Origin of the sequence: Comamonas aquatilis (assembly GCF_965139575.1) — a bacterium.
In the GTDB taxonomy this organism is placed as follows: Bacteria; Pseudomonadota; Gammaproteobacteria; order Burkholderiales; family Burkholderiaceae_C; genus Comamonas; species Comamonas aquatilis.
Window position 1 is genome coordinate 50,510 of the sequence record NZ_CBCSIW010000009.1, and the last position, 17,519, is coordinate 68,028.

Annotated in this window: 16 protein-coding genes and 1 tRNA gene; 10 read left to right on the forward strand and 7 right to left on the reverse strand. The window is 59.0% G+C overall.

The genetic code is table 11. The annotated features are described in order from the left end of the window. The first annotated feature begins 46 nt into the window (after positions 1-46). Positions 47-1,342 (forward strand): Glu/Leu/Phe/Val family dehydrogenase, encoded by a 1,296-nt coding sequence (locus ACNAZA_RS12615; RefSeq protein WP_415796919.1) that lies wholly within the window; start codon positions 47-49, stop codon positions 1,340-1,342. Positions 1,343-1,508: 166 nt separating this feature from the next. Here the strand turns inward: ACNAZA_RS12615 and ACNAZA_RS12620 are convergent. After that, a tRNA-Met gene (locus tag ACNAZA_RS12620) sits at positions 1,509-1,585 on the reverse strand. 181 nt (positions 1,586-1,766) lie between these two features. Here ACNAZA_RS12620 and radA point away from each other — a divergent pair. From radA to ACNAZA_RS12640, 4 genes are all read left to right on the forward strand, one after another. Beyond that, positions 1,767-3,152: a DNA repair protein RadA gene (radA, locus tag ACNAZA_RS12625; RefSeq protein WP_415796920.1), complete on the forward strand. Its 1,386-nt coding sequence runs from the start codon at positions 1,767-1,769 to the stop codon at positions 3,150-3,152. Positions 3,153-3,340: 188 nt separating this feature from the next. Beyond that, positions 3,341-3,799: a glycerate kinase gene (locus tag ACNAZA_RS12630; RefSeq protein WP_415796921.1), complete on the forward strand. Its 459-nt coding sequence runs from the start codon at positions 3,341-3,343 to the stop codon at positions 3,797-3,799. Between the two features lie 85 nt (positions 3,800-3,884). Further along, entirely contained in the window at positions 3,885-4,823 is a 939-nt protein-coding gene (locus tag ACNAZA_RS12635; RefSeq protein WP_415796922.1) for a branched-chain amino acid transaminase, read from the forward strand. Between the two features lie 130 nt (positions 4,824-4,953). Further along, entirely contained in the window at positions 4,954-5,163 is a 210-nt protein-coding gene (locus ACNAZA_RS12640; protein WP_415796923.1) for a zinc-finger domain-containing protein, read from the forward strand. Positions 5,164-5,195: 32 nt separating this feature from the next. On the opposite strand, the gene ACNAZA_RS12645 is transcribed toward ACNAZA_RS12640, so the two are convergent. Continuing rightward, the gene (locus ACNAZA_RS12645) at positions 5,196-6,152 is read right to left on the reverse strand and encodes a glycosyltransferase family 32 protein (RefSeq protein WP_415796924.1); all 957 of its coding nucleotides are present in this window, start codon (positions 6,150-6,152) and stop codon (positions 5,196-5,198) included. Between the two features lie 73 nt (positions 6,153-6,225). Between ACNAZA_RS12645 and ACNAZA_RS12650 the strand changes: the two genes are divergently transcribed. After that, positions 6,226-7,353 (forward strand): glycosyltransferase, encoded by a 1,128-nt coding sequence (locus tag ACNAZA_RS12650; protein ID WP_415796925.1) that lies wholly within the window; start codon positions 6,226-6,228, stop codon positions 7,351-7,353. Here ACNAZA_RS12650 and ACNAZA_RS12655 read toward each other — a convergent pair. Then, a complete protein-coding gene (locus tag ACNAZA_RS12655) occupies positions 7,343-8,113 on the reverse strand; it encodes a glycosyltransferase family 25 protein (protein ID WP_415796926.1) in 771 nt (256 codons plus the stop codon). The two genes, ACNAZA_RS12650 and ACNAZA_RS12655, sit on opposite strands and share 11 nt — an antisense overlap. A gap of 273 nt (positions 8,114-8,386) precedes the next feature. On the opposite strand from ACNAZA_RS12655, the gene ACNAZA_RS12660 reads away from it, so the two are divergent. After that, entirely contained in the window at positions 8,387-9,508 is a 1,122-nt protein-coding gene (locus ACNAZA_RS12660) for an O-antigen ligase family protein (RefSeq protein ID WP_415796927.1), read from the forward strand. Here the strand turns inward: ACNAZA_RS12660 and ACNAZA_RS12665 are convergent. Next, a complete protein-coding gene (locus ACNAZA_RS12665) occupies positions 9,499-10,437 on the reverse strand; it encodes a lysylphosphatidylglycerol synthase transmembrane domain-containing protein (RefSeq protein WP_415796928.1) in 939 nt (312 codons plus the stop codon). The two genes, ACNAZA_RS12660 and ACNAZA_RS12665, sit on opposite strands and share 10 nt — an antisense overlap. A gap of 37 nt (positions 10,438-10,474) precedes the next feature. After that, complete coding sequence (locus tag ACNAZA_RS12670; RefSeq protein WP_415797003.1) at positions 10,475-11,473, reverse strand: glycosyltransferase family 2 protein; 999 nt, start codon at positions 11,471-11,473, stop codon at positions 10,475-10,477. Between the two features lie 138 nt (positions 11,474-11,611). Here ACNAZA_RS12670 and ACNAZA_RS12675 point away from each other — a divergent pair, with 138 nt between their 5' ends. From ACNAZA_RS12675 to ACNAZA_RS12685, 3 genes are read left to right on the forward strand one after another with little or no spacing between them, the layout of a single operon-like run. Continuing rightward, positions 11,612-13,141 carry an ArnT family glycosyltransferase gene (locus ACNAZA_RS12675; RefSeq protein WP_415796929.1) on the forward strand — a complete coding sequence of 510 codons (1,530 nt, stop codon included), beginning with the start codon at positions 11,612-11,614 and terminating at the stop codon, positions 13,139-13,141. Beyond that, positions 13,138-14,148 (forward strand): NAD-dependent epimerase, encoded by a 1,011-nt coding sequence (locus ACNAZA_RS12680; protein WP_415796930.1) that lies wholly within the window; start codon positions 13,138-13,140, stop codon positions 14,146-14,148. Before ACNAZA_RS12675 ends, ACNAZA_RS12680 begins: the two co-directional genes overlap by 4 nt. Beyond that, positions 14,145-15,482, forward strand: a complete 1,338-nt coding sequence (locus ACNAZA_RS12685; RefSeq protein WP_415796931.1) for a UDP-glucose dehydrogenase family protein — start codon at positions 14,145-14,147, stop codon at positions 15,480-15,482. Before ACNAZA_RS12680 ends, ACNAZA_RS12685 begins: the two co-directional genes overlap by 4 nt. A gap of 46 nt (positions 15,483-15,528) precedes the next feature. Here the strand turns inward: ACNAZA_RS12685 and ACNAZA_RS12690 are convergent, their stop codons facing one another. Both ACNAZA_RS12690 and ACNAZA_RS12695 read right to left on the reverse strand, forming a co-directional pair. Beyond that, a complete protein-coding gene (locus ACNAZA_RS12690; protein WP_415796932.1) occupies positions 15,529-16,755 on the reverse strand; it encodes an ATP-binding protein in 1,227 nt (408 codons plus the stop codon). Further along, positions 16,755-17,501 carry a response regulator gene (locus ACNAZA_RS12695; protein WP_415796933.1) on the reverse strand — a complete coding sequence of 249 codons (747 nt, stop codon included), beginning with the start codon at positions 17,499-17,501 and terminating at the stop codon, positions 16,755-16,757. The genes ACNAZA_RS12690 and ACNAZA_RS12695 overlap by 1 nt, the downstream gene beginning before the upstream one ends. Positions 17,502-17,519 lie beyond the last annotated feature (18 nt).

Consider the following 17,519-nt stretch of genomic DNA (forward strand, 5'->3'; position numbering starts at 1 on the left):
AGGCCTCACAACGGCCCGTTCCACCTCAGTCAACCAGGCCCAAATCATGCAAGCCACAGACTCTTCCGCACACGCTCTGCCTTCTTATCTGAATTCCGAGCACCTCGGCCCCTGGGGCAACTATCTGCAGCAAGTAGATCGCGTCACGCCTTATCTGGGCTCGCTCGCCCGCTGGGTCGAGACCCTCAAGCGCCCCAAGCGCATTCTGATCGTCGACGTGCCCATCGAGATGGACAACGGCACCATCGCCCACTTCGAGGGCTACCGCGTTCAGCACAATCTGAGCCGCGGCCCCGGCAAGGGTGGCGTGCGTTTCCACCAGGACGTGACGCTGTCTGAAGTCATGGCGCTGTCGGCCTGGATGTCGGTCAAGAACGCGGCCGTGAACGTGCCTTACGGCGGTGCCAAGGGTGGTATTCGCGTAGATCCGCGCAAGCTCTCGACTTCCGAACTGGAACGCCTGACACGTCGCTACACCAGCGAAATCGGTCTGCTGATCGGCCCATCCAAGGACATTCCCGCACCCGACGTGAACACCAACGGCCAGATCATGGCCTGGATGATGGACACCTACTCCATGAACACCGGCGCCACCTCCACCGGCGTGGTGACAGGCAAGCCCGTCGATCTGGGCGGCTCGCTGGGCCGCGTGGAAGCGACAGGCCGCGGCGTGTTCACCGTGGGCGTGGAAGCTGCCAAGCTGACCGGCCTGCCCTTGCAAGGCGCACGCGTGGCCGTGCAAGGCTTTGGCAATGTGGGCGGTACTGCAGGCAAGCTGTTTGCTGAAGCCGGTGCCAATATCGTGGCCGTGCAAGATCATACCGGCACCATCTACAACGCCAACGGCTTGGATGTGACGGCTCTGCTGGCGCATGTGGCAGCCAATGGCGGCGTGGGCGGCTTTGCCGGTGGCGAAGCCATGGACTCCAAGGATTTCTGGGCCGTGGATTGCGAGATCCTCATCCCTGCTGCGCTGGAAAGCCAGATCACCAAGGACAATGCCGCGCAGATCAAGGCCAAGATCGTGATCGAAGGCGCCAACGGCCCCACCACGCCTGAAGCCGACGACATCCTGACCGACAAGGGCGTGCTGGTGCTGCCCGACGTGATTGCCAACGCCGGTGGCGTGACCGTGTCCTACTTCGAGTGGGTGCAGGATTTCTCCAGCTTCTTCTGGACCGAGGACGAAATCAACGCCCGCCTGGTGCGCATCATGCAAGAGGCCTTCGCTGGCATCTGGCAAGTGGCCCAGGAAAACAAGGTGTCGCTGCGTACGGCCACCTTCATCGTGGCTTGCAAGCGCATTCTGCACGCTCGCGAAATGCGCGGTCTGTACCCATAAGCATCAGCGGTGGGCGCCTGGCGCCTTCCCTTTGCAAATCGCCCCTGCTTCTTCGAAAGAGGGGCGATTTTTTTACAGCGAGGCGGCACGCCCGGATCGGCGTGGGACTTGACCACTGTGCAGTGCACAACGAAAAAAGCCTTCTGTTTCCAGAAGGCTTTTTTGATGGTTGCGCGAGAAGGATTTGAACCTCCGACCTTTGGGTTATGAGCCCAACGAGCTACCAGACTGCTCCATCGCGCGGTAATTTCTCTGACTTGGCAGCTTTATGTCGTTGCCGTGTCGATGGATGAATTGTAGCCGATATTCTCTTGTCATGCGCACTGGTTATATGAACTCATTGCTTTTATGGCTATTGGCTCTGAAATTTGTCGCCCGCCTACCAGTGGCCAGCGGCAATCTGCGCTCTGTATAGTGGCCGCTCATGGCCAAAGAAAAAACCACGTTTACCTGCAATGCCTGCGGCGGCACCTGCCCGCGCTGGCTGGGCAAATGCCCTAGCTGCGGCGCCTGGAACTCGCTGATAGAGACCGTGGCCGAATCGGCTTCGGGCGGCAAGAACCGGTTAAGCCAACCCCAGGGCTATGCAGGCCTGGCCAATGCCCAGCCCGTTACGCCGCTGTCGGCCATCGAAGCACAGGACGTGGCGCGCACGCCCAGCGGCATAGAAGAACTGGACCGGGTACTGGGCGGCGGCGTGGTGGAAGGCGGCGTGGTCTTGATTGGCGGCGACCCTGGCATAGGCAAGTCCACACTTCTTCTGCAGGCCATGGATGCATTGCACCGCATAGGCCTGCCCACGCTGTATGTGACCGGGGAAGAAAGCGGTGCCCAGGTGGCCCTGCGTTCGCGCCGCCTGGGGCTGGACAACAGCCAGGTCAATGTGCTGGCCGAGATTCAGTTGGAAAAAATCCTGGCCACGGTGGAAGCGACTCAGCCGGCCGTGGTGGTGGTCGACTCGATTCAGACCGTGTATTCGGACCAGCTATCGTCCGCACCCGGCTCGGTGGCCCAGGTACGCGAATGCGCTGCGCACCTGACGCGTGCGGCCAAGACCACGGGCATCACCATCATCCTAGTAGGCCACGTCACCAAGGACGGCGCCCTGGCCGGCCCGCGCGTGCTGGAACATATGGTGGACACGGTGCTCTACTTCGAGGGCGATACACACAGCAACTTCCGCCTGGTGCGCGCCATCAAGAACCGCTTTGGGGCGGTGAACGAGATTGGCGTCTTCGCCATGACGGAAAAAGGCCTCAAGGGCGTCACAAACCCCAGCGCCATCTTCCTCTCCCAGCACAGCGAGCCCGTGCCCGGCAGCTGCGTGCTGGTGACGCTGGAAGGCACGCGCCCTCTGTTGGTGGAAATTCAGGCACTCGTCGATCAAGGCGGCCCGCAGGCCCGCAGGCTGTCCGTGGGCCTGGACAAGGACCGGCTGGCCATGCTGCTGGCCGTGCTCAACCGCCATGCGGGTGTGGCCTGTGCCGATCAGGATGTGTTCGTCAATGCCGTGGGCGGCGTGCGCATCAATGAGCCGGCAGCTGATCTGGCCGTGATGTTGGCGATCACTTCCAGTCTGCGCGGCAAGGCTTTGCCCAAGGGTTTTATCGCCTTTGGTGAGGTAGGCTTGGCCGGCGAGGTGCGTCCGGCGCCGCGCGGTCAGGAGCGTCTGAAGGAAGCTGCAAAGTTAGGATTCACTGTCGCGGTAGTCCCCAAGGCCAATGCACCCAAGAAGGCCATTCCCGGCCTGACCATTCATGCGGTGGAGCGTGTGGACGAGGCCATGAATATCGTGAGAGGCATTGCTTGATTCTTCAAAAGGCTAGCTATCAGCGCTTGATTTGATTGAATTTCAAATAAAAAACGACTTGATCTTCAACTGTTGAAAGCGCTACCCGCTCCTGTTTTTGAATCCATCGCCCACCCACCGAGTCGGATCAAGGGGCATACGCACTGACCGCAGACTCTGACCTCTGCTTGCATAAGACAATCTCATCCATGAATTTGCGCAATATTCTGATTCCTGTGGGCCTGCTCGTTCTGGTGCTTGCGGCCCATCGGTCTGCGGGCTGGCCAGGCGTGGCCGCCGTGGCCGGCGGCATCATCATGTGGCTGCTGCTGCACTTCACGCGGCTGATGTCCGTCATGAAAAAAGCCGCCAACCGCCCCATCGGCTATGTGGGCAGCGCCGTCATGCTCAATGCCAAGCTCAAGCCCAAAGTGCCTCTGGTGCACGTGGTGGCCATGACACGCTCGCTGGGCGAGCGTCTGTCCGAAGAAGGCAAGGATCCGGAAATTTACCGCTGGACCGACGGCAGCCAGTCGCATGTGACCTGCGAATTTGTCTCGGGCCGCTTGGTGAAATGGTCGCTGCAGCGCCCTGAGCCCAAGGAGGATGCAGCCGCTTTACCCACACCGGAAACAAACGCCCAGACTCCAGGCTCTGCGACATCCTAAAATAAGGGCTTACGGAGACAAACGCCGCAGCTGAACGTTTCAGCGCTGGCGTCCGTCCGCACACAAGCCCTTAGAGGATGGTTTTATGAGCCCTGTTGTTCCCTCGATGTCCGACCGCGACGGCAAGATCTGGATGGATGGCCAGATGGTGGAATGGCGCGATGCCAAGATCCATGTGCTGACCCACACGCTGCACTACGGCTGCGGCGCATTCGAAGGCGTACGCGCCTATGAGACCGAACAGGGCACGGCCATCTTCCGCCTGCAGGATCACACCAAGCGCCTGTTCAACAGCGCCAAGATCCTGCGCATGCAGATCCCCCTCACACAAGACCAGGTCAATCAGGCCCAGGTGGACGTGGTCAAGGCCAACGGCCTGAAGTCCTGCTATCTGCGCCCACTGACCTGGATTGGCGACCGCAAGCTGGGCGTCAGCCCCAAGGGCAACACCATCCACCTGATGGTGGCCGCATGGGCCTGGGGCGCCTATCTGGGCGAAGACGGCATGGAGCGCGGCATCCGCACCAAGATCTCCAGCTTCACGCGCCACCATGTGAACATCACCATGAGCCAGGCCAAGGCGGTGAGCAACTACACCAACTCCATACTGGCCAATACCGAGGCCCTGGACGACGGCTACGACGAGGCCATCTTGCTGGACGCCTCCGGCTTTGTGTCCGAAGGCTCGGGCGAGAATATCTTTGTCATCAAGGACGGCGTGGTCTACACACCCGATCTGTCGGCCGGGGCCCTGAACGGCATCACCCGCAACACCGTGATGCACATTTGCGAAGACCTGGGCCTGGAAGTGGTGCAAAAGCGCATCACCCGCGATGAGCTGTATATCTGTGACGAGCTGTTCTTCACCGGCACTGCCGCCGAAGTGACCCCCATCCGCGAAGTGGACCGCATCCAGATCGGTGAAGGCCGCCGCGGCCCGCTGACCGAAAAAATCCAGAAGGCCTTCTTTGACATCGTCAACGGCCGCAACCCCAAGTACGCCCACTGGCTGACTTTGGTCTGACCCACTAAGGCGCTGGACGGCGCCTTCGCTGCGAGACGATGCTGGCTGGCCTCCCCTGGCTCAGCCACCCCGTTTGCAGAGCCGAACCGATTACCATCCCCACTGAAATTTCAGAGAAAGATTAACTAGCATGTCTACCAATGCCGTCATCGAACTGGCCGCCCAGGACTTGAACCACCAAGGCGGCGTGTTCTGCCCCAGCCCCAAAGCCGACATGAAGCTGTGGAACTCCCACCCCAAGGTTTATCTGGACGTGGCCAAGACCGGCGAAGCCAAGTGCCCCTATTGCGGCACAGTCTACCGACTGAAGGCGGGCGAAGTGTTTTCAGGCGGTCATTGAGCCAACTGCACCTACCTCACCCCAAGGCCTTTTCAAGGCCTTTTTTCTTGGGGGTTCAAAGCCTGATGCCAGGTGCTGCCAGGCACGGAGCCGCCATGCGAGGTAAACATTTCCGTGAAGTGGCGACGCTCGCCGCCACGCAGTTTGACGATGGGTGCACTTTGCCTGGGTGCAGCAACCAGACATAGTTGTGGGTAAAGCAGATACCACTTCCAGCGCAAAGCACGGTGATAGTAGTAAGCCGTGTCCTCGGCCTTGAACAAGGCCATGCGCGAGAATTGCTGTCCACGCAGCACCTGCTGGGCCGTAATGTGAATCAGCAAATAGCGGGGGTCTTCGATATTTTGCTGAATCTCGGACCAGCCCGGCATGGATTGGTGACGTTGCAGATACGCATCCGTTCCCTCTTCAATCAAAGCCAGGTGGAACTCTTTTTGCCAGGCTGTAATGAAGGGCGAGCCAGCCACAGCGCCGAATGCCCAGCTTTCGATCACCGGAAATTGAGCGTCCTTGGTGAATTTCTCAAGGTAAAAGCCAGTGAACTCGGAGCGTGGATCTGCTCCAGCCTGCATCCAGTCCAGAGAGCTGGTCAGCAAGGTACTGGCATCAAGCCAGAAACCACCATAACAAGCAACAAGATACAAACGCAGCCAGTCGGACTGCTTGGTGGGATGCAACTGAGCAAATTGCGCAGGCAACTCTCCCTGGCGCACGTACTGATCCAGATTGCCGGGATGCACCAGACGGACTTCATAATCCGGGCATTGCAAACGCCAGCTCTGAATGCATTCGTTCACAAACGCATCCGGCTGCGGGTGATTCCAATAAGTCCACAGCAGCTTGGGAATTTTTACCTCTTCCTCCCGTTGATCAAGGCGGCCTTCCAGCACTACTGAGCGGGGCAATCTGTACTCTGCAGAGGAGTTCAGCACTTTGGGCTGAACCAGTTGCAATACGCCCTTGAACAGGCAGGCTGGAATCCGGGTCATGATGGAAAAGCGTCGCTGGATACTTGGATTGAAAACACAAAATTTGTCGCACACGGATTGTCCGTCAGAACCCATGAACCACGATTTCTCGGATACGCGAAAACCTGCAAGTCACACCCCCCAACGAATCCTGCATTTTGTGACAGGAGGCTTTTCTGGAGCGACTCAAGTCGCTGTTGATCTGTGCCTTGCCGCACAGCGAAGCTCCGACTTCCAGGTTCTGCTGGTACTCAGACGCAAGCGCAGCACATCCGACGAGAAGATACAGGCCTTGCGAGACCAGGGCCTGCAAGTGATTGTGGTGTCCAACTGGCTGCATGCCTTGACTGTATGGGAGCTGCGCAAAATCATTCGCTCATGGAAGCCGGATGTCGTCTTCGCCCATGGTTTCAGTGATCATATTTGGGGCCGCAAGGCGGCAGCCCTGGAAGGCGTGCCCCATATCTTCCATGTCGAACATAACTCGCGGGAGCGCTACACCGATCGTCGTCTGCGCCAGGCCTTGGAACTCGAGCCATTCACACAGGCTCACATCGGTGTATCCGAAGGCGTGCGCACCAGCCTGGTAGATAGAGGCTTTCCACCCGAAAAATGCATTGCCTTGTGCAATGGCATAGACCTTGCCCGCTTCCCCGAAAGTGCCATCCCTCTTCACTGGGAGCAGCGAGAAGCCGCAATCATTATGGCTTCACGCTTTGCGCGGCAAAAGGATCAAGCCACGCTCATTCAAGCCCTGACGGTACTCAGGAAGCGCGGCATCAAGCCACAGCTGTACCTGGCCGGCGCAGGTAAAAAGTATCTGCGAACCAAGGCGGAACACCTGGTCAAACAACTCCATCTGGAGCAGCAGGTTCAATTCCTGGGCAATGTGCCTGATCTGCCTCAGCGTCTGACGCAGATTCAAATCTTTGTGCTGTCCACTCACTGGGAGGGCATGCCTCTGGCGCTGGTCGAAGGCATGGCTGCGGGCTGCGCCTGCGTTGTCTCCGATGTGATCGGTGCACGCGAAGTGGTTGAACCCGGAGTCACGGGCTTGCGGGTGCCCGAGTCCGACGCTCATGCCATGGCCGATGCATTGCAGAAATTGCTTCAGAACCCGGACCATGCCCAGCAATTAGGCCAAGCCGCCAGGCTGCAGGCAACCCAGCATTACGGACGTGATCACATGTGGCAGGGATATCGCAAGCTGCTCAGGACTTAGTCTTCAAAACCTCGGAGACATGGGGTGGCGTAGCCCGTGAATTGGCCCATGTGAGTTGCAATTTCATCTTGAACTTGCGCAAGCGCTGAGCCAGATCGGCAGGAGCCTCACGCTGCGCCCAAATGCTGCTGACTTCACTGGTGTCGTCAAGCGCAATCACCGACGGATAGACCCCAAAGACCCGCAATCCGTTTTCAAGCCAGAAGCGGATATCCACATCCACAGGCCTGCCAAAAGGCCTGCGCGTGGCCAGCATTTTTTGAGCTCCAGCCCTGCTGATCACGTAACCGGCGGCAAAACTGGGAATCCGCTGGTAAGAAATAAGCTCCAAAGCGCTTTCGCCCAAAGGCGCTCTGGATGCGATCTTCTCTTTCTCACGTCCAAACAGTTTGATCATGTCCCAGCTGGCATCCTGCGGCAGCGCTGCAATCGCATTCAATGCCTGCGGAAGTGTTGGCAATAAACGCACATCGTCCTCAAACACGACCAGGGCGGGGGCATCGCTGCCCAGCAATTTCTCACACGCCGTCAAGTGGCTGCAATAGCAGCCTTTTTCGCCATTGCCCATGGGCTTAAAGTACTGGTCTTGATTCAGCTGTTCGCAAAAATACTGCGACTGAATTTGAGCCGGCAAATCATTCCACCAAACAGCAGGCAAACGTGAAGCGCTTAAGCCCATGTTTGCCAGCTGGGATTCCATACGCTCGCGGCGCTCCACATCCTTGGCCAGATTGATATAGACGATAGGCAATGACGGCATACACTTCGCACCCAATAAAGACGGCTGAAGTGTAGTGCCGTGAGCCCGGCACCCTTTGGGAGCCGTCAAAAGACCCATATAAACATGAAACCGCAAAGCCATTCATTACAACCGCACACGCCGTTGGCCCACTGGCTCTCATACGCCCTGGACGTCGCCTGCTTTGTGCTTTTTGCACTTAGCCTCTGCCTTCCCTCCGGATACTCATATGGCTCAACCGCGATAGCCATCTTGGCCCTGGCGGGTTGCTTGCTTACGCGCCCGGCAACTCGGATGCCACAGGGCACAGCCTATCTGCTGGGCATTCTTCTGTTCATGGGTCTGCTATGGAGCATATCGCTTGACCATTGGTTCTCGTTTGCAGGCTGGGGCTATGGAGCCAAATATGCGCTTGCAGCGCTAAGCCTTTGGTATCTCAGCAAAACCGGCATTCGCATGAGCGCTGTGGTGTGGGGTCTTGCCTACGGAGCGGCCGGAGCACTCGCGATTGCGGCCTATCAGGCCGGCGTGCTCAAGATGCCTCGAGTCAGTGGCTTTACCAATGCCATACAGTTTGGCGGCATTGCCATGTATCTGGGCTTCGCTACATGGGTGCTGGCCTTGTTTGGCCGCTGGAGTAAATCTCAAACGACGGCTCTTGGCATCCTCGGAGCATGCGCCATTTACGCCTCTTTTCTGTCGGATTCTCGCGGATCCTGGGTCGTAGTGCCCATGCTGATCGTGGCCGTGTGGTGCATGGCCTGGCTCAATGGCTTCAAGCGACTGGCCTCGGTGTCCGCAGTTTTAATGGTTGTCATTGGCCTAGCCTTGGCAATGCCGGCATATCAAAAGCTGGAGCAGCGCGGCTCCGAAGCGGTGTCAGAAGTGTCCCTGTACCTCAAGGAACCTCAGAAATATGCAGAGACCTCGGTGGGTCAGCGGCTGGAACAATGGCGCCTGGCACTGCATCTGATTGAACAACGTCCGCTCGCAGGCTGGGGCCTGTCCGGATATGCTCAAGCCAAGCAAGAGATGGTTGGCAAGCACCTGGCCCATCCATCAGTCATGGAATATGGCCATGCACACAATGAAATTCTGGACATGTGGGTCAAACGCGGAATGCTGGGACTGCTGCTGCTGCTCCTGTTCTATGCAGTACCTCTGTGCGTTTTCTGGCCCAGCTCGCGTCGTCTGGCCCTGGTCAGTGAAGAGGTAAAGCCCAAGCTGTTTGCCTTGCGTGCAGCAGCATCCCTGCTGCCGCTCGCGTATTTCGGCTTCGGCTGGACTCAGGTCTTCTTCGCCCACAACAGCGGAAACATGTTCTACATCTTCAGTCTGGTTGCTCTCTGGGGAGCGATCTGCCGTCTGGTTGCGCAGAACCCGGTTGCTGCGCAGCCAGAGAAAAATCACTTCTGAGTTTTTGCTGGCAAACCCAGCACCAAGGCGCCAAGCGCGCCTTGGGCCAGGGCAAAAAGTCCATAGAGCAGCCCAACACCTATTGCAGAGGCTGCAGTCACGCCAAACGGCGCCAGAGCAGCGACACAGGCCGCTTCACGCGTACCCCAGCCACCCACGCTGACGGGTAGGGCAGCCATCAGAAAAATGGGCGCGATGGCAAAAGCCCAGACACTCCAGGGCAGATTGAGGCCCAAGGCCGCTCCTCCGCATGCCAATGCCGTAGCAGAGAGAACCTGAACCAAGGCAGACAAAAGTGCCTGTACCCACAAAAGCTTTGCGCTATGTTCTTGCGCCACCGCTACCTGTAGCGGCTTGGCCCAAGGCGGGAGCCTGGATAGTGCAGAGCTTTTCTTGAGCCAGTGCAATAACGCCATCGGCATGGCCAGCCAGATCACGACGATGGCCACACAGGCTGCGGCAAAGTACTCGGCAGGAAGATGCAGCACAGGAGCCAGTACCGACGCATTCAGTGCCGCGCCAGCAGCACCGATGGCGCACAGCATCCACAAGCCGCTGATGCGATCCAGGAATACAGAAATTCCGGCTCCCTTGTTGGCAACAGCACTGCGCTGAAGCATGACGGCGCGGTAAACATCCCCCCCCACCACAGCACCCGGCAACAGCACATTGAGACCCATGGCCTGAAAATACCACTGCAAGGCATGGGGGACGGGCATCCGGGCACCAAACCACTGGGCCAACTCGCGCCAGCGCCAGGCAGAAACCAGGTTGGAGGCAATGCCAGCCAGCAGCCCTGCGCACAGCCACAGCTTGTCGGCATGACGCAGTCGCTGCAGCAACGACAAAGGATCTGCCACATAGACAATGCCCGCCAGCAGCAGCAGTCCGACCAACAGACGAAGGCCCGATTTGAGACTCTTTTTCACGTCTTGGCCCTGGCTGCGATCACCACCCAAGACATGCTTATGTAGCAACTTTGCGACGTTCTTCAACCGTCGCTGCGCCGTGTTCCTTGGCGTAATACTGCAGACCGCTACCCGATTCGTAATAAATACGCGTCAGCAGCTCGCCAATCAGACCTGCGGCAATGAACTGCATGCCCATCAGCATCAGCATGACGCCCGCCATGAGCAAAGGCCGTCCGCCAATGTCTGCACCCATCAGTTTTTCCACAAGCAGCCACATCAGAATCAACACGCCTGGTGTGGTAAGCCATAGGCCAAAACCACCGAAGGCATGCAAGGGGCGCTGGCGAAAGCGCATGAAAAAGACGATGAAAATCAGATCCAGAATCACCCTGAATGTGCGATCGATACCGTACTTGGACACGCCGTGAGTGCGTGCATGGTGCCGAACCGGAACTTCAGCAATCCGCGCCCCCGCATCACGGGCAAGTGACGGAATAAAACGGTGCATTTCGCCATACAGGCGGATACGGTCAATGATTTCGCGGCGATATGCCTTCAATGCGCAACCATAGTCATGCAGTTGCACATTGGTGAGCTTGGAAATGAGACGGTTGGCCAGTACCGACGGCAAGCGGCGCGACAAGGCCTTGTCCTGGCGGTTCTTGCGCCAGCCCGAGATCATGTCCAAGTCGGGCTCATTTTCCAGACGCTCCAGCAGCAAGGGAATATCGCCGGGCTCGTTTTGCAGATCCGCATCCAGAGTCACCACATAGCGGCCGCGCACACGGTCAAAACCTGCCTGCAAGGCGCTGGACTGGCCATAGTTGCGTACCAGACATACTGCACGCACCCAGGGGTGCGTCTCGGAAATTTCGCGCAAACGCTTGGCGCTTCCATCGTTGGAGCCGTCATCCACAGCGATCAGTTCGTAGCTCAGGGGCTGTGCGCGCATGGCGGCATCAATGCGTGCCACCAGATCGGGCAGATTATCGAACTCGTTATAAATCGGGACAACGATGGAAACTTCAGGAATTAAATCGTGCACGGAGGTCAGGCTCAGCGTTTGGGTAACAGTCACCTATACTAACTTATCACCCTCGCTAGCCACCTCTCACTGGGCACGCCTTGTTTTGCAGCGCACTGCAAAAAGCAAGTGCGAGCACCCAAAATATTGGGCTTCTTGCCAATGAATATGGCATCCACCAATTCCATTCACCACCCCGAATGGCAACAAACGCTTTACTCCAGACCCTGGGTTGGACTGCTGTTGCTCACCTTGGCACATATTGCCTCCCGTGCATTGATTTCATCGGGAATGAAATGGGATGAGTCCGAGCAGATTCTCTGGGCCCAAAGTCTTTCTCTGGGCTACGGCCCTCAGCCACCGCTGTACTCATGGATTCAGTGGGCAGTCTGTCAACTGCTTGGCCCTTCGGTGTTGGCGCTGGCAGTGCTCAAGCACACCTTGATTGCACTGACCTACTGCTTCGCCTGGCTGGCCGGCCGGCAGTTGTTCAATGAAAAAGGGGCCTGGTGGACCGCCGCCAGCTTGCTGCTCATGCCTCCGTTTGGCTGGGACTCCCTGCGTGATCAAACCCATACCGTGATGGTGACCGCCATGACCATGGGTCTGTGGTGGGCGGTGCTAAGACAGGTGCAGCGGCCGCAGGCCGTGAACTTGGTGCTGATCGGCATTTTTTGCAGCCTGGGTATGCTGTCCAAATACAGCTATGCCATGTTGATTGGTGCTTTGTTCGTGGCAGCCATGTCGGTGCCACGCGTGCGTTCCGCGCTGCTCTCCCGGGGCTGGTGGCTGGCCCCGCTGACCGGTTTGTTGCTGCTTGCACCTCACGCTTTCTGGCTAGCATCGCATTGGGGTATGGCCACCGCAGAGACGGTTCAGAAAATGTCCATCGCAACCGAAACGTCCCACCTCAAAGGCCTGGGCAATCTGACCAAGGCCTTGCTCTCCACGCTGGGCTTGTGGCTGTTGGCCGTTGCAGTCGGCTACCGCTCTCAGCTCGGGAAAAGCACACCTGAAGCAACGGCATCTCTGTCATCCCGTTCCTGGGCATTGCCGCTTTTTCAGCGCTATCTGCTCATCATTGTGCTGTGTCTGCTCGGCATGGTGCTGGCAGCCGATGTGACTGACTTCAAGCAGCGCTGGATCCTACCCCTCACAGCCTGCATGCCTATCGCCCTCTATGTATGGCGCCCAGCCCTGCTTGAGCCTGGAGCAGGCAAGACTTTCACCACGATTGCACTGACTTTCGCTCTCATTTTCCTGACCATGGCCACGCTGCGCCCCTGGTATGCAGGCTGGAAGAATGCCCCGGATGAACTCAACCATCCCATCAAGGAGCTGGCCAGACAGCTCAGCGCCTCAGGTTATACCGGCCAGGGGCTGATTGTCGGATCGGACCACATGCTGGCTGCCATGCTGCACTCCCGCTTTCCAGGCACATACGCCATGGGATGCCAGGATGGCAAACAAGTGCAGCAATGCCTGGCTCAAGCCAAGACACATCCAGCGCATCCGGGAAGCGGCATCTTGCTGATCACCCGCCTGGACAAACCAGCGCCCGACTGGTGGAGCGGCGTGTTCACCGCGCTGCCGGCCACGCCGGTACAGGCTCTGAGCCTTCCCTATGAAAAAATGCCAGTTCCAGGCAGGTCTGCACAGTACCAATACGTCTGGATTGCATCCAAAGCACAACCATGAATCCTGTTTTGATCACCGGCTGCGCCGGATTTATCGGCATGCATTGCGCCCAGCATCTGCTGGCACAAAGCATTCCCGTCGTCGGCATCGACAACCTCAACAACTACTACGATATCGCTCTCAAGCAGGCACGGCTGGATCAACTGCGGCCCAACAGCGACTTCCGCTTTGTTGAGCTCGATATCGCCGACCGCAAAGCGATGGCAACGCTGTTTGCCGAGGTTAAGCCCTCCAGGGTCTTGCATCTGGCAGCCCAGGCCGGTGTGCGCTACTCCATCGACCAGCCTGACGATTACACGGATTCCAATCTGCTGGGCTTTGGCAATATCTTGCAGGGCTGTCGCTTGCATCAGGTCGAGCATCTGGTCTACGCCAGCAGCTCCAGCGTCTACGGCGGCAACACCAGGATGCCGTTTGCCGAGAGCGATGCCGTCGATCACCCCATCAGCTACTACGCGGCCACCAAGAAGGCCAATGAGCTGATGGCCCACAGCTATTCACATCTGTATGGCATACCCACCACGGGCTTGCGCTTTTTCACGGTGTACGGGCCCTGGGGCCGGCCGGATATGGCTTTGTTCAAATTCACCCAAGCCATTTTGGCGGGCGAGACCATCGATGTGTACGGCGATGGTCAACTGGTGCGCGACTTCACCTATATTGACGACATCGTGGAAGGCATCATGCGCGTGCTGGACAAGCCTGCCACGCCCGATGCCAGCTACAACAGCCACCAGCCCAATCCGGGCACCAGTATGGCGCCATATCGGATTTTCAATATAGGCAACAACGCTCCCACGGTGTTGATGGATTACATCGTCGCGCTGGAATCAGCCTTGGGAACCACCGCCCAAAAGCGCATGCTGCCCATTCAGCCTGGCGATATGCACAGCACCTCGGCCGACACCCGTGCCTTGCAAGCCTGGGTCGACTTTGCTCCTGCCATGCCGGTCGCTACCGGTGTGCAACGGTTCGTCGATTGGTATCGCTCTTTTTATCGCGTATGAAAGTCACTGTCTTTGGTACCGGCTATGTCGGTCTGGTTCAAGGCGCCGTGTTGGCCGACATCGGTCATCAGGTGCTGTGCGTGGATGTGGATGAGAGCAAGGTCGCGGCCCTTCAGGCCGGCCGAATCCCGATTCACGAACCAGGCCTGGACACTCTCGTCATCCACAATCAGCGGCTGGGTCGCCTGCAGTTCACCACCAATGCAGCAGACGGTGTGGCCCACAGCGAACTGATTTTTCTGGCCGTAGGCACACCACCCGATGAGGATGGCAGCGCCGATCTGCAATATGTGTTGGCGGTGGCCAAAACCATTGCGCAACACATGAACGGCCCGCGTATCGTGATCAACAAATCCACGGTCCCCGTGGGCACGGCAGACACAGTGGCGGCCGTGATGGCACAAGGCTTGGCAGAGCGCGGCGTGCAGCACCGGTTTGATGTGGTCTCCAACCCGGAATTTCTCAAGGAAGGGGCTGCCGTGGCTGATTGCCAGCGCCCCGATCGCATCATCATCGGCACCGACAACCCGGCGTCTGAAGCCAAGCTGCGCGAGCTCTATGCCCCTTTCAACCGCAACCACGACAAAATCGTGGTCATGGATGTGAAAAGTGCCGAACTGACCAAGTACGCCGCCAATGCCATGCTGGCGACCAAGATCAGCTTCATGAACGAGATTGCCAACCTGGCCGAGCGCCTGGGCGCCGATGTGGAAGCCGTTCGCCGTGGCATCGGCAGCGATCCGCGCATTGGCTATCACTTCATCTACCCCGGTGCCGGCTATGGTGGCAGCTGCTTTCCCAAAGATGTGAAAGCCCTGATTCACACGGCCAAGCAAGTGGATTTCGAGCCACTGCTGCTCAATGCCGTGGAAGAGCGCAACCAAGCACAGCGCAATGTGTTGTTTGAACGTATCAGTGCCTTCTATCAAGGCAAGCTGCGGGGAAAAACCGTGGCCGTCTGGGGCTTGGCCTTCAAGCCCAACACCGACGATATGCGCGAAGCACCCAGCCGCAACCTGATGGAGGCGCTATGGGCGGCCGGGGCCACAGTGCAGGCCTATGACCCGGTGGCCATGCAGGAGGCGCAACGCATTTATGGCGAACGCCCGGACTTGAAACTGGTGGAGAGCCCGCTGGCCGCAGTACAAGGCGCAGAGTGCCTGGCGATTGTGACCGAGTGGCAAATTTTTCGCGCCCCCGATTTCGAGCTACTGGCCCAGACCCTGAGCGACAGGGTGATTTTCGATGGTCGCAATCTCTTCGACCCCGCGCTGCCCGCCAGCCACGGCCTGGGCTACGTCTCCATCGGCAGGCCAGCCATAGAGCCCCGTTGACCTCATACGGCACGCCCCGCCAAGCCTGCGCTTGCGGGGTGCTTTTTCAGACCAAGGGCAAGGTGATCACAAAGCTGGCACCCGACTTGCCGTCCAACCGGTCTTCGCAGCGCACGCTGCCGCCATGTCGCTCGGCAATCGAGCGCACCAGCGACAGGCCCAGACCTACGCCGCCCGAACGCTCGCTGGCACCGGGCAGGCGATAGAACTTTTCAAAGATGCGCTCACGCTGCCCCTCGGGCACACCCGGGCCTAGGTCTTCGACGCGAATCACGGCCGTGCGGTGCTGTCGGGCCAGTATCAGCGTGATCTCGCCCTGGCTATAGCGACGTGCGTTTTCCAGCAGATTACGCAGGGCACGGCGCAGCAGCTTGGAGATGCCTTGCACCTCCAACGAGCCATCGGCCTGCACATCCAGCTCGGCATCGATGCGTGCGCATTCTTCGGCGGCCAGACCGATCAGATCGATGGACTCCGTGGTGCCTACATCCACCTCACGCGTATCCAGGCGGCTGGCCAGCAAAATCTCATCGACCAGCTGATCGAGTTCGCTGATATTGCGCTGGATCTCGGCCTTGGCGCGTGCGCTGGTCGGGTCGTCGCCCATGAACTCAAGGCCCATGCGTATGCGCGTCAGCGGCGAGCGCAGCTCATGCGAGGCATTGGCCAGCAGCGATTTGTGCGAGGTCATCAGCGTCTCAATCCGCGCCGCTGCCGCGTTGAACTGGTGAGCCAGATCGGCGACTTCATCGTGGCCGCGCTCAGGCACGCGCACCGACAGATCGCCTTCACCAAAACGCTTCACGCCGCTTTGCAGATGCTCCAGTCGCTTGAGCAAGCGACGGATGATGGGGAACACACCCACCGCCACGGCCACACCGACAAGGCCCAGCATCCATAAAAAACCGAAAGGCGGGCGCAGCCAGAAGGCCACGGCACTGTCGCGCGGCGGCGGTCGGCCTTCGCCACGCCATTCACGGGGAGCCAGCCACAATTCGTAAGGCCTGCCGTCACTGCCGGCAATTTCAAAGCGCACGCCATCGCCAGGTGGGCCGGGTATACGGATGGCGCGGCCTTCGGCCATGACTTCGCCATCGGGGCCCCGCATCACCATCTCGCGCGATGGGGGTGTAGCGCTGGTTTGCTGCGCTCTTTGCTCTTCGGCAATCTTCCAGGCCCATGCCACGGCCAGCGTCAGCACGGCCATGCCCAGCACCACGGCCAGCCAGATGCGCAAATACAGGCGCTGGGAAAAAATGCGCAGCAGCTTCATCAGTCTTGCTGCTTGGCAAATACATAACCCACGCCACGCACCGTCAAGATGCGTTTGGGGTTCTTGGGGTCGGCCTCGATGGCCGCCCGGATGCGGCCCATGTGCACGTCAATGGAGCGGTCGAACGCCTCCAGTTCACGGCCACGTACCGCTTCCATGATCTGGTCGCGTGTGAGCACACGGCCGGCGCGCTCGGCCAGCGCCACCAGCAGATCGAATTGGTAGGAGGTCAGATCCGTGGCCTGGCTGCCCACATTCACGGTGCGCGCATCGCGGTCAATTTCCAGGCTGCCGAAGCGCATGACGGCCGTGCTGGGCGCGGGGCCATCGCTGCCCTTGCGACGCAGGATGGCGCGAATGCGGGCCAGCAACTCGCGCGGCTCGAACGGCTTGGGCAGGTAGTCATCCGCGCCGATTTCCAGGCCGATGATGCGGTCCATGGGGTCGCCCTTGGCCGTCAGCATCAGTACCGGCACCTGGGCTGCAGCGCCAGGCATGGCACGGATGCGGCGGCAGACCTCCAGCCCATCCATATCGGGCAGCATGAGATCCAGTATCACCAGATCCGGCAATTCGGCCCCGTTGCCATCGGCAGGCTGCAAGCAATCCAGTCCGCTTTTGCCGTCGGCCATGTGCCTGACTTCCAGCCCGTTGTTACCCAGATAGTCCCCTACCATCTGCGCCAGGCGGGTGTCATCTTCAATCATCAGCAGTTGGTGCGTGCTCATAGGGGGCAGTGTAGTCATGCTCGCGCCTTGTATTGG